Source organism: Kribbella deserti (genome assembly GCF_042434725.1).
GTDB classification, from domain to species: Bacteria; Actinomycetota; Actinomycetes; order Propionibacteriales; family Kribbellaceae; genus Kribbella; species Kribbella deserti.
Window position 1 is genome coordinate 288579 of record NZ_JBHLTC010000006.1, and the last position, 15610, is coordinate 304188.

A 15610-nucleotide genomic window follows, 5' to 3' on the forward strand; every position below is an offset into this window, starting at 1 on the left:
CGATATGGCCGGGTCGGTGTGCCGTGAAACTCGCGGTACGCCGACCCGTCCTGTCCCCGCGCCGGCCGGGCCGGCGCCACGTTGGAGGCAGAGATGAGTGAATCCAGCCCGGCCGTTTCCCGGCCGGGGAAACCCGAGAAAGTCCGCCGCCACGACGAGGGAACAGGCAAGCTGGCGGCACTGCTGTTGTCGCCGACCCTGATCGTGCTCGCGCTCGTGGTCGTTTACCCGATCCTGTCGGCGCTGCGGGAGTCGCTTTACACCAGTGGCCAGCGGCTGGACGAAGACGGCTTCATCATCGAGGGATCGCAGTTCGTCGGTCTCGACAACTACGCCGCGATCTTCTCCGGTGAGACCGGCGAGCGGTTCTGGAACGCGTTCTACAACACCACCTTCTTCACCGTCACCTGTGTGACGCTGGAGACCATCCTGGGTGTCGCGATGGCCCTGGTGATGCACAAGGCGTTCAAGGGCCGCGGCATCGTGCGGGCCAGCATTCTGGTGCCGTGGGCGATCCCGACCGTGGTGTCAGCCCTGCTGTGGAAGTGGATCTTCCAGTCAGATGGAGCCGCGAATGCCCTGCTCGGCACCGAAATCCTGTGGTCGACCGAAGGCTGGCAGTCGGTGCTGTCGGTCATCGTCGCCGATACCTGGAAGACGGCTCCGTTCATCGGCCTGCTGGTGCTGGCCGGTCTGCAGACCATTCCGGATGAGGTGTACGAGGCGGCCAAGGTCGACGGGGCGAGCCCGTGGCAGCAGTTCGTCCGGATCACCCTGCCGTTGGTCAAGCCCGCGCTGCTGGTCGCCGTACTGTTCCGCATGCTCGACACGCTGCGGATCTTCGACCTGCCGTTCGTACTGGTCGGCCCGAACAAGGAATCGGTCGAGACGCTGTCGATCCTGGCCTACCTGGAAGCCCGGGAGACCAGATACGGGCCTGCTGCCGCCTACGCGACGATCCTGTTCCTGTACGTCGCCGTGGTCGCCTTCATGTTCGTCAAGCTGCTCGGCGCCGACGTGATCGGTGACAAGGCGAACAAGCCCAACAAGCCGGCCAACGGCAGACGAGGCCGCCGTAAAGCGAGTGCGGCCGGTAAGCCGAACGACGCGGTCGAAGGTCTCGTCGGAGCAGTAGGAGGTAAGACCTCATGAGGTCCACTGAGACGAGCGCCTGGCGCCGGTACTTGCCGCTGATCGGTGTCGGGTTGATCGTGTTGTACTGCCTGGCGCCGTTCTACTGGATGGTCGTATCGGCGTTCCGCCGCCCGAACGACCAGTTCGACAACTCGATCATTCCGGCGCCGTTCTCGGTCGAGAACATCAAGGACGTGTTCGACCCGAACAACGGCTTCGGCCGGGCGTTGCTGAACAGCCTGATCGTCGCCGGTGTGACCACCATCCTCACGCTGATGGTCGGCCTGGTGGCGGCGTACACCCTGGCGCGGCTGGAGTTCCGGTTCAAGAACGTGATGCTGGGCATCATCATCACCACCTCGATGTTCCCCGGTATCTCGCTGGTGATCCCGCTGCTGAAGTTGTTCGTCGACATCCGCTGGATCAATACCTATCAGGCGATGATCGTGCCCAGCCTGTCGTTCGCCCTGCCACTGGCGATCTGGACCCTGACAACGTTCTTCCGTCAGATGCCCAGGGAACTCGAGCAGGCGGCGATGGTCGACGGTTGCACGCCGGCGCAGGCCTTTCGCAAGGTCATCCTGCCGCTGGCCGCACCGGGTGTTTTCACCACGGCGATCATCACCTTCATCGCGGCCTGGAACGAGTTCCTGATCGCGGTGAGCATGATCAACAAGAAGGAGCTCCAGACGGCGAACGTGGCGATTCAGCAGTTCACCGGAACCACGGGCCGGGATCAGCCCTTCGGCAGCATCATGGCGGCGGGCGTCATCGTCACCGTTCCGCTGCTGATCGCGGTGCTGATCTTCCAGCGCCGCATCGTCGCCGGTCTGACCGCTGGTGGCGTCAAGTAGTACTCGTTCGATCCGGCGCGCCCCTGCAGCTTCCTGCAGGGGCGCGCCTGTTTGTTGCTAGGGGCAACTGCAGGTAGCTGCAAACGCCTTGTCCGGTACGGCGCCAACCGCGAGGGTGGCCGCGACACCGCCTAGCAAACGAGGAGTGCGCATGCGCATCATCTCCGGACTCGCCTGCCTTGCTGGAGCCGGCCTGCTGGCCGCCGTACCGTCCGCCGCCTTCGCCGGTGGCGGTGACGTCGAAGTCTCGCCGCTGGCCGCGCCACCTGGGACCTGCACCACGACGGCCACTGCCGCCGCGACCACGGCCGCGCTGCGATGGACCACGATGATCGACTGCACGGGCGCCCGCAAGGTCGTGCATGACAACGTCATGCAGCGCCGGAGCAGTACCGATCCGACCGGGTGGAGCTCGATCGGCCTCCGCCGGGCGACCTACGAAACGCTCACCGGTACTCGCATCGACAACGGCACCAGTGCGGTGGCGTGCGGGACGTACCGGATCTTGAGCAAGGTCACCTGGATCAACCCCTCGGGTGCGACCCAGACCGATCAGGACATCAGCTCGGCTGTCACCGCTGGCTGCTGACACTTCGCCGATCTGTTGCGGCGGGCAGTTGGGTTGTGACTGACGGTCGCTGGGCTCTGGCCACAGCGGGAACGGGCCACTAACTTCGGCGCATGGAGCTGGAGCTGCGGCATCTACGGATCGTTGTCGCCATCGCCGAGGCGGGCAGTATCACCAAGGCGTCGGCGGTACTCGGGCTGGCACAGCCCGCGCTGACGGCCCAGCTCCGGAGGATCGAGAAGACCCTGGGCGGCCCGTTGTTCGAACGGGACCGCCGTGGCGTGCGGGCAACTCCACTCGGCGAGCTGGTGGTCGCCCGCGCCCGGGTTCTACTGCCGGCCGTCTCCGGTCTGCGGGCGGAGGCGGCCCGGCTGGCGAACGACCCCGGCGACGTACCGGTCCGGCTGCGGCTCGGCTCGGCCGCGGGGGCGCTACTGGGCGGGTTGATGCACCAGCTGGCCGAGCGCTGCCCCGATCTCGAGGTCACCACCCACGTCTCCTGGTCGGCCGACGAGCTGGCCGAGATGGTTGCCGAGGGCAACCTCGACTACATCCTCGTGGGCGTCTGCGGTGACGCCCGGCCGCCGGTGACGCCCGGGCTGTGCTGGCACGAGGTGGCCGACGATCCGGTTTTTGTGCTGCTCAACGCCGACCATCCGCGGGCCGGTGCCGCCGAGGTCGAGCTGGCGGAGCTGGCCGACGCCCGGTGGGCCGCGAATCCCGGGGACGGCTGCTTCAGCGACTGCTTCGCGGCGGCCTGCGCGCGGGCCGGGTTCTCCCCGCGCACCCTGCACGAAACCGACGTCGTGACGTGTCTGGACCTGGTCGAGACCGGGGACGCGGTGGTGCTCTGCCAGGCGATGTTCCGGCCGCGGCCCGGCATCGTGGCCGTACCGATCGCGGGCGTGCCGCTGCACTGGCGGACCGTGGCCGGCTGGCATCCGGACGGACTCGACACCTCGTTTGTCGAGGCGCTGCACGAATTCACGATGGCGTCGTACCTGGATGCGGTCGCCCGCAGTTCGCCGTACGCCGCCTGGCTGGCCGACCACCCGGGCTCGTACGCCGGTGGTATGACCCGTTCGTGATCTGCCCGGGTAGGGGCATGCGTGGCTAGGTTCCGTGCACCAGCCAGCAATGGCGGGTCCGCCCACGCTGTAAGGAGAAACCCCATGCTCCGACCCATGCTCCGGCCCCTGCCGGTGTTGTTCGGCGCGGCGTTGCTCACTGCCACCGCGGTGATCACCTTCGCGCCACCCGCGTCGTCCGTCCCGGTCACGGGACCGGACGGCCAGATGCTCACAGCTTTGCAACGCGATCTCCAGCTGAGCCCCGACCAGGCCCGGGACCGGCTCGTTCGGGAAGACCAGGCCGCCCTTGCCGATCGGACTGTGCGTAAGGCAGTGCCCGGCGCTCTCGGCGGCACCTGGTACGACGCACGCTCCGGTAAGCTCGTCGCGGGTATCACCGCCGACGGGCAACGGGCGAAGGTCGTCGAGGCTGGTGCCGAACCACGCCGAGTCGCTCGTAGCGAGGCCCAGCTCAACGCCTGGAAGGCCCGTCTCGACGCGCGTCTCGATGGGCGGAAGGCCCCGGCGGGCATTCCCGGCTGGTACGTCGACCTGCCGTCGAACCGGATCGTCGTCTCGGCTCGTACGGAAGCCGTTGGTAAGGCCTTCGTCCGCAGCGCCGGTGTGCCCGCGGGCGTCGTACACGTGGTTCGCTCCAACGAATCGCCCCGCGCCATGATCGACGTGGTCGGCGGCAACGCGTACTACATCGGCAGCGGTACCCGCTGTTCGATCGGCTTCTCCGTCTCCGGCGGATTCGTGACCGCGGGCCACTGTGGCCGGCAGGGCGCGACCACTACCCAGCCCAGCGGGCAGTTCCGCGGTTCGAGCTTCCCGGGCAACGACTACGCCTGGGTCGCGGTCGGCGCCGGCAACACGATGATCGGCGCGGTCAACAACTACTCCGGCGGCCGGGTGGCTGTCGGCGGTTCGCAGGATGCCCCGGTCGGTTCGTCGATCTGCCGTTCGGGTTCGACCACTGGCTGGCGCTGCGGCACGATCCAGGCCCGCAACGCGACGGTCACCTATCCCGAAGGCACGATCACCGGTCTGATCCGGACCAGCGCCTGCGCCGAACCGGGCGACTCCGGCGGCTCGGCCATCTCCGGTAACCAGGCCCAGGGCGTCACCTCCGGCGGCTCGGGCAACTGCCGCACTGGCGGGACGACGTACTTCCAGCCGGTGAACGAGATCCTGCAGGCCTACGGACTCACCCTGATCACCTCGGGCGGCGGCGACCCGACACCTCCGCCGACCGGTTGCACCGGGCTGCCGAACAACTATTCGGGCTCACTGGCCGGTGGCGGCAACAGCTACCAGCCGAACGGCTCCTACTACACGTCCACCGTCTCCGGAACCCACCGGGGCTGCCTCGACGGGCCGACAGGCGCGGACTTCGACCTCTACCTTCAGAAGTGGAACGGCTCCGCCTGGGCCTCGGTGGCGTCTAGCACCAGCCCAGGACCCGACGAAACCGTGACCTACAACGGCACGGCGGGAAGCTACCGCTGGCGCATCCACGCCTACAGCGGCTCCGGCACCTACCGCCTAGGCACCTCCACCCCGTAGTCCCCCCACGGCAGTAGCCGCCTAGGCACTTCTTAGCGGCCTAGGCACTTCCACCCCGTAGCTGCGTGCTGCTCCCACGCAGAACCGGCTGCGGCGGGAAAGGGCGCCCCCGAGCCCCCACCCGCCGCAGCCGTCTCGCGTTCGCCGCCCGCCTCCGCGTTCGTCGAACGGGGTGGGCCGGAGGAGGCCGGACTACATCACCGCGCAGCCCAGGCCTGTCCGCAGATACATCAAGCACTGCAGTCCAAGACCACCTGGGGCCCACCAGACGCCGTCTGGTGGGCTCCAGGTTTGCGAGGCCGACGACTACAGACCTGGATGCCCGTCCAAGAAGTCACGAACTGCCGATACGCTGGTCCGCCATTCAGAGATCGAATTTCCGTCTTCGTCGACGGTCAGTCGCGATCTAACGGAAGACCACGGTTCAAGTGGGTTGAAATCCGTCTTCAACTCATCCAGGAAGATGATCGAATTCTGCACGATTACATCTTCCCCTCGCCGGTAGAGAGGCCAGCAGAAGATGAAGTTGCTCGCCTCCGGATTGGTGATCGACGCGATCAGGCAGGAGTCTCTCTCCTCCGCCTCAAAAATCACCTGAATCGAATTCCGCCAACTATGTTCGTACTCCTCAGTGCGCCAATAAGAGAGGTCCATGTAAAACGACTCGCTGAAGTCGCCAACAACGATCCTGCCGGTCGCCCCGGTTTCATGGTGAGGCAGGGACGCTGGAGGGCGATTTGAGGCGACCTCGACACAGAAGGCGTTAGTTCTTGCGGTAGTTGAGATCTGCATCATAGGTTCCAATTCTTGCACCTCGCCGGTTGAACATTTTCCAGCCTCCAGACACGTTATGTTCATCGGCGTCGGGGCTGATATATCTCTTGCCGTTACTAAACACGTCCTGTCCGTGTGAGTCGAACGGGGCCTTTTGGGGTGGAATTCTAGTTCTATAACCTAGGGCTGCCGCGCGATCCTTCAATGTGGCGGCGTAAAGTTCGTGATTCTTCGCACTGCGCGCCGCGACCGAATCTGGATGGTACGGGTCACCCTTCAATGCAGGTGACGAAGTATATCCCTCAGGGAGATCGCAGTTGCTGTTGTGAACAAGAACCGGCGTCTGGCCCGCCAGGACATAATACGTGTGGACGTCGCGGACCGTGAGGTTGTGGACCTTGGCCGGTGATTCGAAAGGGCGAGCGCTTGCGACAACCAGGATTTGGGTTGAGTTGAGTGCTTGGACGCGGGTGCCGGGGGTGATGTCGCCAGCGTCAACCCAGCGTTTGAGGGCAGGAAGGTAGAACGGGTGGCCCTTGGTGGCGACGATTGTTGAGGTTGAGCCGGCCTTGCCGTTCGCGATGGGGTGAATCCTCAGTTCGACCTGCTTCTTGAGGCCGTCCCCAACGATGGTGGCTGTCACTTCTTCTGTTGACTTCTTGCCGGTGGCCGGGTCAGTGGCGACTACCTTGTCGCCTATCTGGACCTCTTCGATTGGTTTTTGGGTTCCATTGGCGAGCAAGACCAGGGTGCCTGGCACGAATGAGTTGCAGGCGGTTCTTCTGAGGTCGTTTTCGGCTTTTCGCCAGCCCTTCAGGCCGCTGATGGCTTCATCGGCGAGGCCCTTGATGCGGCCGATAAGGGCAGTGGCCTTCTTCCACTTCCAGGGGGCGCCGTACTTGGCGAGCAGCTTTCCGGCGATGCCGCCGGCGAAGGAGGTGAGGATGGTGACACCGGTGGAGGCGCAGGCGCCGACATCGCCATTGGTGAAGCAGTTGAGTGCGTCGGTGATGCCGAGTTCGTCGGCGACGATCTTCACCAGGTCCTTGACGACCCGCTTGACCCTTTCCTTGGCCTCGTGCTTTTCCTTCGTGTACTGAGTGATTGCCCGATTGATGTCGTCAGACGCCGAAGGGTTGGTTGTGTTGGTGTTCGTGTTGCCGGTCGGTGTCGACTTCTGGGGAGGTGGGGGCACGACGATCGGCGTCGGGTTGTTCTGTGAGCTTTGGCCGCCTCCGCCTCCTTCGCCGTGCTTGTAGGCCAGGCCGTCTGGGTCGGTGAAGGTGACCGGCGCGTTGTTGGAGTAGGCGTAGGCGTTCAGTGTTTGGGGATCGCTGGTGTCGACAAGCGGGTCGACACTGATAAACCGGCCCAGGCGCGAGTCATATTCGCGAGCGCCCAGATGGGTCAGCCCGGTCGACTCGTCGTCGATACCGTTGACGAAGCCTCTCGTCTTTGGATCCCAAGTGGTGGACTTGGCTCGGGCGCCACCGAAGGGTGCGTTCCAGCGACGGGAAACGGCACCCGTCTTCGAGTCGATGCTGAGCGCCGCCGTGTTGTGGTGGTCGGTGATGATGACGTCCATCGCCGAGACACCGGTGCGCATGGCGACGGTCTGGCCGTCGAAAGAGTAATAACGCGTGGACGAAGCTGTGTCGGTCGCCTTGTCCCACCGCACTTCGCCGGACGGGAGGTAGAGGGTGGAGCCCTTCGGGTCACGCCTGATCAGACGCTCGCCTTCGGCGTTGTAGACAAACGAGGTCTCGCTGCCCGGCCGGGTGACCGAGGCCAGGTGTCCTTCGGAATCCCAATTGAACGTGTCCGTGTTGCCGTTCAGAAGACGCGTCGCCACATTGCCGACCGCGTCGTAGGTGTACTTCTCGACTGACGTGCCCTTCGGGCCAACTGAACTGACCTGCGCTAGCGCGTGAGGTCTGGCCGCTCCGGCAGCCGGGTAGGTGTAAGTGTCGGTTCGGTCGCCAGTCTCGGGGTTTGTGTCGACACGGGCGTGGTCGACCAGCTTGGTGCGGTTACCGGTCTGGTCGTACGTGTACGAGTGCCAATACGGGTGCGGTCCGCCTAGCGCCGAAGCGCTCGGCGCTGTCGTACAGGTGCCTCCCGACGGTGTCCAGGCCTCGGTCGTACGCCGGAGGTGGTCAGTGTCAAAACACTGCCGGTCGATCGCGACGCCATGCTGCACGTGAGCGATCGCGAAAACGTTGCCGGCCTGGTCGTAGGTGTAGTTGAAGGTGTCATCGGTAGAACCGACCCCTTCACGAGCCACCCGCATCGACGAAATCCGGCGGGTTCCCTCTTCGTAATTGCGGTACTGGAAGACGGACTTGCCCAGGTCCGATCCGAGGAAGAGCTGGTTCGCCTCGCCGTAGGGCGAACGCTCGACGTCATTGACGTAACCGGTCCAGCCGCCGAGAGTCCGGAGATTTCCGGCAGCGTTGTAGCTGAGCTTCAGCGTCTCGTCCGGCAGACCGGGGGTGGTCGGCAGCTTCGACTCCTTGATGCTGCCATCCGGGTTGTACTGCGTGGTGGTCGAATAGCTGCCGGCCAATTTGCCTTCCGAGGCCGGAATCGTGATGCGGGTGCCCGTCGGTCGGTTCAGGGCGTCATACCCGGTGACCGCCGAGACGTAGCTGTTTCCGTTGACGATCCGGGTCGATGAGGTGAGCAGACCCTTGCCCAATGAGTCGTACGCCCAGGTTGCCAGCACCGTGCCTGCGCTTGAACCGCTCCTGACGGCCGTCTTGCGATCAAGGCTGTCGTAGCTGAAGTGCAAGGACTGGTTCCGGTCATCCCGTACCGACGTCAGCCGGTCGGCATCGTCGTACGTCGAGTTCGACTCGCCCTTGTCCGGGTCTGTCGACGTAATGAGGCGGCCGCGAATGTCGTACTTGTAGGTCCAGGTGTTGCCGACCTGATCGCGGACAGTGTTGAGCTCATCCCGAGGCGTGTAGCTGTAAGTCGTCGTGTCATAGGTAGTGCTCGTCGACGCTCCGTGGTGCTGTCGCAGGTGCGTGAGGTTTCCGCGGATATCAAAGATCTCCGCTGTTGTGGTTGCACCCGACGGTGGCCTGGTCCATACGGCGTTGCCGCCGTACGCCTTGATGGTCCGCCAGCGCTCGCTGCCATGGACACTGAAGATCGAGTTGGTCACTCGATCGGCACCGTCGTAGACGTTGGTCGTCAGGGCTGGGATGTTCCCAGGCAGAACCGAGTACACCAGATCCGACGGCGCTTTGGTGTTGTCCCAGTACGGACCGGCAGTCGTCAGTACGTTTCCCCGGGCGTCATAGGTGGTGTCCGCGACGATCCGTCCTACACCGTTGGCCGCCAGAGTCTGTACCTGCCGAGGCCGCAAAGCGGCGTCGAACAGGGTCTTGCTGGTCTTGTAAGTGCCGTTCGGTAGCAGCTCGCGGGTGGTGACGACATTCGGCTCGGCTGGATCAGTCGGTTCGCGGTGAGACAATTTGTAGGCGAACTGGACAGAAGCAGTTGCGCCGCCGGCCTTCGAGCGGTCGGGCATCCAGACTCCGGTCAGGCGCCCGAGCGGATCGTAGGCAAGGTCAGTGCGCTTGCCGTTGGGATCGATTTCGGCCAGCGACGCGCCCCAGGCCGGGCTAATGATCGTGGTGCTCTTGTTTCCAGCAGCATCGAACGACCGTTTCTCTGTCACAGGTCCGCGGTCGACCGGGGTGTATTCGACTCGTCCGCTCAGACGATCGAGGCCGTCGTAGGTACTGGCCACACGGCCCAAGGCGTCGTAGGTGGTCCGCGAACGCTGCTTGTAGACCGGGCCGTTGTCCCAGCCGCTCATTGTATCGACCCGCGTCACCAAGCCGACTGTCGGTGCGGTGGTCAGCCCTGTATGACCGTCGTAATAGCTCAACTCGTCCGAGATGACTTGTGCCGGTCGGGTGGGTTCGCTCGCGCAGCTCAATGACACCAGCTCTTTGCGGCTGACGGTGTTCATGATCCAGCGCGATTCATTGCGGGTGTAGGTCAGCCGCGTGCACCGGTCGTCATTTCCAGCGGCCACATCGCCGAGATCATTGATCGAAGTAGGCATGCCGAGATCGTCGAGCGTGGTGTTCGTGCCAGCGGTTCGATAGGTGCCGTTGGAAAGACGAGTTCTCGTGCGGATTGCCTGGGTTCCTAACAACAGTGCGGTTTTGCCGTCGCCGGTGCCTGTTGCCTTCAACCAGGGGGAGCTGATCGTTCCGCTGACTTCATCGCCGCCGACGCCGTTGTAGGTGATCTCTTCGCGGACGAACCCGTTCAGACGGTCGGTATCGTCGATCTCGCCTTCTCCACGCGAGTCCTTAACGGTCACCGACTTACGGGTGGTCCCTTCCTTGTCCAGGTAGTCCCCGTCCATACCCCGGAAGTAGAGACGTCTGCTCAGGGACTGGGCGCCCGCGACACCCACGCGGGTGTACACGTAGCTGAAGCCACGCCAACTGCCCCAAGTGCGGTACTTCTTCAGGGTCAACTCATTGTCGTCGAAGTGCCAGGCACCGGGACCTTCGTACGAATAGCTCGTCGTTCGGTCAGGGGCATCCGTTGCGTTGTCGGCTTCGACGACCGACTGGACGACGTACTTATGGAACCAATGCAAGGTTGGAGCCGCTCCGCCGTCGATCGTGTAGTACACCGGAAAGCATCGGCTGCCGTTGTTGGCTGGATTCCGGTCGGCTGCAGCGGGGCAACTGGTTGCTGCGTAGTTGACGGTGATGGCCTGGCCTGACTCGGTGTCGACGCCGGCCAAGCGGTCCTTGTACATCGGGAAGGCGCCGCCCGAGAAGCCGTCGACACGGTTGGGAAGCTGGATTCGGGCGAACTTCACGGGCGGGTCGGTCGCTGTGGTGCCACCAACTTCACCGCGGTGGGTGATCGAGTTCAGCCAGAGGGCTGCCGCAGTGGTAGTTCCGTCGCCGGCCCTCGGGAAGGAATGGGACAGGTCCCAGCGGTCGACGGTGTCCATCGCCGTTCCGGTCCACACCTGAGTCACCACGGACGAAAGGCGCTTCCGGCTGAAGAACGACGGCGAGGTCCGGCTCGGGCAAGAGGTTGATGACGTGCAGATCTGGTCGAACGGGACGTCTGGCCAGTTGCTCGCGGTAGAGGCGTTGAGGGGACCGCCGCAGATGGCTGCACTGGCGACGCACCGCTCAGCTGTGTTGAAGACCACCCAGGCCGCGGGCGCTGCTGCACCGGAGTTGGCCGCGCGTTCGCCGTACTCGATCGTCGTCAGGTAGCTGCCACGCTGGTATTCGGAGACCCCAGAGTTGTTGTTGCGGCCGTAGTAATTGTCCTCCTGAACATAGCGATAAGTCATTACATCGCCGTCTTCGAAGTCCTGACCGGCGACCTGCTTGCCATTAGGCTTGATCACATAGTCGAGGCTCCAGCGCCAAGCCTGAGTGCAGAACGAGGTGGCGAATGTCGTTTTGTAGCAGGGCTCGCCCGGGTGATTACCGAAAACCGGCACCGTCGACACGGAGTTTGTCCGCGCTTCGCCGAAACCGACCTTATTGCTACCGAAGTAGTACTTGGTGCCATCGGCAGTCGTGAGCACCCAGTACTCACCGGTGTAGGCGCCGAGGTCCTCCGGAGCGCCGATGCGTTCGATCTTCGAACCGTCGTCGTTGCGGAGCTTCCAGGTCTTCTTCGTGGCGTCCCACAGCAGCTCGCTCGAGTGAGATCCGAGCGAAAGTGTGGCGTTGTCGGACTTCCAGCACAGGTCCGCCGTTTTGACCGTGTTGTTGTTCGTGCCCTCCATGTCATCGGCGCAGGAGACGTACTTGCGCTCGACATAGCCGGTCTCCAGACTGAAGCCTTGGCCCACCCAGGACACCTGATTGTTCGTCGAAGCCGTCTGGCCGTCGACCTGTCCGGAGTTGTAGCTCAGCGAAAGCTCAGGACGTGGGCCTGCCGTACCCGGCGGCACACGGAGTGGATAACTCCAGTTGAAGTCACCTGTCTGCGTACCCACGTTCCAGGTGGAGGACGGCGACAGTGAAGTTGCCTCGTATGAGCCGTTAGGGCCGGACCCGTCTGCCATCAGCGCGAACGTTGCCTGCGGCGCCGCGACCTGCTGGCCTGCCGCCGAGTGTGCAGCAGGAACGGAGACGTCGACCGAATAGATGCCATTGACGGCATCATTTACACCGCCCGGTAGCACCTTCATGGTGTTGCAAGTTGTTGCGGTTGAGCAAGCGAGTTCGGTCACCTGCAGGCGACTGGCCCAGTCGCCGCCGTAAGCGTTCCGGAAGCCGGAATAGTCCAGCTTCATGCGTACGCGGCCTGGCACGGACTGGATCTCGGCCGGCCGGATTCGCGTCACCAGTCCTGCGATGCCGAGTTTGCTGGTCTCCGCCCGGTCGAGTACCGAAAGCTGAAATGACACCGGCGATTGTTTGCCCGCCGCCACCGTCGGTCCTGCAACCGACGTGAGCGTGATCGGCGACGTGCCCAGCTTCTTCTCTTTGCCGGGAAGAAGGTCCGCCGTACTCACTGTCGTCGTTGAGGCCGTAGGCCACACGGGCGGTGCCACGACGTGGTTTTTCGAGGTCGCGGCGGACCGATCCGCCACGGGTTTTGCGGCGAGGTCCTTACCGGGGACTGGTTTCGACTTCTGTGCGGCAGGTGGCGGCTTCCGGATGGGATCCGCATTGGCCTCCGGAACGTACGAGGCGACACCGGCGACGAGGCTGAGCGTCACCGCACCCGCGATGGCGCAAACGCCAAGTTTGGAGCGCCTGCGTGGTCGGCCTTGGCGACTGAATGCTGCGGTCATAGCGGGTTTCCTCCGTTTGCGAGCATGCCGACGGTCGCCGGGGCGATGAAGCCGGGGAAGAGATGGACGTCGTCGATCAGGCCGAGCCAGTAGTGACTGGCCGCACCGGCCTCGATTCCGCGGCCGATACGGAACGGAAGGTTGCCGTCAGATGGAGTCGTGCCGATCTTGATCTCGGGGTAACAGTGCGTATCGACGCAGATCGAGATTGCGCGGGTGTTCTCCGAGTAGCGCCCGGAGATATGTACCCAATCCTGAGGCCGGTACGGCAGTGCGGGCGATTTTGCCACCGCTTCGGTGCCGTCTGGCTTGACGACTGTAAAGGCCCAGATGACCTTCCGACTGTCGTCGGAGTCGAGGTTCTGTTGCTGCCATACGCCAAGCGTGAACGAGCTCCGGCCGGGCCGATCTTCGCTCACGGCGGTCTGCCGAGCTGATTTTGACCCGACACGTACATGTGTTGCGACGCTGAAGTTCTTGCTGGTGTCGACTATGTCCAATGCGGTGCTCGGAGCGGTTCCAGCAGAGCCATTGAGAACCACAGCCCAGTCAGGCTTCTCTACGTACCACTTGTTTCCGTGCGCCCATGAAACCCCGGCCGTCGTGTTGAGCGGCCTGTTCCTGCCGCTGGAATCAGCCAGAATCGTTCCCGACCCCTCCTCGATCATCCATCTTCCAGAGGCTCCGGTCTCATCCAGCAGGATGGTTTCGAGGGCCATCTCCGCACTGGTATGACCGGCGCGATCCACGCTTCTGGCCCGAATCGAGACGTAGCCGAATGTCTGCGGGGTGAAGGTCATGGTCGGAGATGTTCCGTGGAGGATCTCGTTTCCGACCTCATCAGTGCTGATGCTGTATTTGTAACCGACTACGTCGAACGAATTGGCTGTGAACCGTACGGTGATCGGCGATCCGGAACGGTACGGCGGTTTGGTGACGAATTCGATGTTGGGGATTCCAGGTTTGGTGGTGTCCACAAGGAAATAGCAGAAGGATGTCCACGGTGAGGCATTCATGCCATCATCGGCGCGGGCTCGCCAGCCATAGACATGGCCTGGCGTGATGTTCGAAAAGGCTCTGTCTGGAACGAAGTCGCCGGTAACCCGCTGTGCGGCACTGCTCGCCAGCCAAACTCTCTTGTTGGTCTCGACATGCCAGAGTTCGAACTCGGCTGTCAGGGATTGCCCGGCGTCCTGGTCGCTCATCTCGATTGCCGGCAGTGGATTAGTTGCCCCTGTGACCGCAAATTCGGACAAGGTCGTCTCACACCCTGCGGCAGGCTTAGCCATCGATCGCTTCGTAATGGACGGCGGGTGGTTGTAAATGATGGAGAGCTGAGCCTCGGGCTTGAAGCGCTTCCAGGCGAACTGATTGGATTCGTCACCCGCCCGCAACCCGAGGTAGACGTAGTTGCTCTGCTGCCCGACCCGCTCGCTGACAGCATCTGTTACGGGGAACGTCAGCCAGCCGCCGTTCGGTGTGCACTCGTTCCGTCCAAGAGCGGCGGTAACCGACGACTGTCGTTCGAGCCACATGGATGAGCCCGAACCGTTGTTCCAGGTCGTCGTCGCGTCGAACCGAGCCGTCTTCCAGGCTTGCACTTCGGTCGGCGTGCAGCTTCCGGCCCAGGTCTCGTAGGCAGAGAATTTCGCGCCATGGATAACCGCACCGGCGATGTGCCCGACGTGGAACTGGAAGAACAGCCGCTTCCTGCTCCACGGCTCGAACTCCTGGTAGCCGACGCCTTCGGTGTCGGTCCAGTTCCAGGTAACGGTATCGGGATAGTGCTGGTTGATCATCGCCTGACCGGACCGATAACCCGAGAACGGAGGGTCGATATGGAGCGGATAGCGGGTTTTAGGATCGTCGCGCAGGGCAATGGAGGGCGTCAGCGTCACTGTTGCCTGTGTGACCTCTACGGGCATGGCGGCCACGCTGTCGCCTTCGAACGGCGCCTCGGTCCGGTCGGCTTCCTGGGGTTCCACCTTGCCTGATCCGCGCGAGTCCCACATCGTCGGCTTGGGGGAGGTGAACACCGCATGACCGACCTTGTCCACCGCGTCGATACCGCCACCAACGGAACGGCGAAGTGTCAGACCGGGAGCGGAGATCGGCAGTTCGAGAGTCCGCAGCTGCGGCAGTCTGGCTGCCGTGGGCGTCTTCACGACCAGCACTTGTGTGAACGAGACGGTCGAGGCCGTGACGAGCAGGTCGACGTCCGGGTAGACGTTCGGGTAGGTGATTCGATCGCCTTCCACCGTTGGGGTCGGCAATGTGCCCGGCCAAGAGAGTGCCAGCTGCGCACCATCGTCAACGACCGTGACAAGTGGTCCGGTCCCGCCACCGGAGAAGGCCATGTCGATGGAGGTCGCACGAGGCCGGATGATGCCATCCCCGCCGCGTTCCAGAGTCGCATCAAGATGGACCCAGGCGCCGTCCTTCTTAGTGCGCACGGGCACTGTGGACTGGTTCAGCGTGAAGCTGCCATCCGCATTCGCAAAGGTCTGCGATGACTCCGTCGTCTTCTCAGGAATCAGTACTTGCTGACCGCTCTCAGCGGCCATTTCAGCCGCCGTTCGAGGCGGATCAGCCGTCGTAGCCTCGGTCACCGGCCCAGCTCGGACCGGCTCCGAGGCGCCGTAGCCGGTTAATGCCCCTGCTAATGCCAGAGCCGCGAGAACCGCCACCCATCGCCGCCGTCCTTTCGAACACCAGGACGTAGCCATGCTTCGGTACATACCCCACCCCATTTGCTTGCCCCACAGATGCGCATGAGGCTAGGGGGCCAGCGCCCTGGTGAACACATACAACTCATACAACCGACCCATAC

At 63.6% G+C, this 15610-nt stretch carries 8 protein-coding genes; 5 read left to right on the top strand and 3 right to left on the bottom strand.

Annotated elements, in window-relative coordinates; translation table 11 throughout:
• The first annotated feature begins 93 nt into the window (after window positions 1-93).
• From ACFFGN_RS06790 to ACFFGN_RS06810, 5 genes are all read left to right on the top strand, one after another.
• Window positions 94-1152 carry a carbohydrate ABC transporter permease gene (locus tag ACFFGN_RS06790; protein WP_380044461.1) on the top strand — a complete coding sequence of 353 codons (1059 nt, stop codon included), beginning with the start codon at window positions 94-96 and terminating at the stop codon, window positions 1150-1152.
• Window positions 1149-1988, top strand: coding sequence for a carbohydrate ABC transporter permease (locus ACFFGN_RS06795; protein WP_380044462.1), 840 nt, complete (start codon window positions 1149-1151; stop codon window positions 1986-1988). The genes ACFFGN_RS06790 and ACFFGN_RS06795 overlap by 4 nt, the downstream gene beginning before the upstream one ends.
• 151 nt (window positions 1989-2139) lie before the next feature.
• On the top strand, window positions 2140-2577 hold the full coding sequence (locus ACFFGN_RS06800; RefSeq protein ID WP_380044463.1) for a hypothetical protein: 438 nt from the start codon (window positions 2140-2142) through the stop codon (window positions 2575-2577).
• Window positions 2578-2669: 92 nt separating this feature from the next.
• Entirely contained in the window at window positions 2670-3644 is a 975-nt protein-coding gene (locus ACFFGN_RS06805) for a LysR family transcriptional regulator (RefSeq protein ID WP_380044464.1), read from the top strand.
• 84 nt (window positions 3645-3728) lie between these two features.
• Window positions 3729-5195 carry a S1 family peptidase gene (locus ACFFGN_RS06810; protein ID WP_380044465.1) on the top strand — a complete coding sequence of 489 codons (1467 nt, stop codon included), beginning with the start codon at window positions 3729-3731 and terminating at the stop codon, window positions 5193-5195.
• Between the two features lie 306 nt (window positions 5196-5501).
• Here ACFFGN_RS06810 and ACFFGN_RS06815 read toward each other — a convergent pair whose 3' ends face one another.
• Genes ACFFGN_RS06815 through ACFFGN_RS06825 form a run of 3 tightly spaced genes read right to left on the bottom strand, consistent with a single transcriptional unit; the run spans window position 5502 to window position 15467 of the window.
• Window positions 5502-5990, bottom strand: a complete 489-nt coding sequence (locus tag ACFFGN_RS06815; protein WP_380044466.1) for a hypothetical protein — start codon at window positions 5988-5990, stop codon at window positions 5502-5504.
• Window positions 5959-12780: a polymorphic toxin-type HINT domain-containing protein gene (locus ACFFGN_RS06820; protein ID WP_380044467.1), complete on the bottom strand. Its 6822-nt coding sequence runs from the start codon at window positions 12778-12780 to the stop codon at window positions 5959-5961. Before ACFFGN_RS06820 ends, ACFFGN_RS06815 begins: the two co-directional genes overlap by 32 nt.
• The gene (locus ACFFGN_RS06825) at window positions 12777-15467 is read right to left on the bottom strand and encodes a DNRLRE domain-containing protein (RefSeq protein ID WP_380044468.1); all 2691 of its coding nucleotides are present in this window, start codon (window positions 15465-15467) and stop codon (window positions 12777-12779) included. Before ACFFGN_RS06825 ends, ACFFGN_RS06820 begins: the two co-directional genes overlap by 4 nt.
• Window positions 15468-15610: the final 143 nt, after the last annotated feature.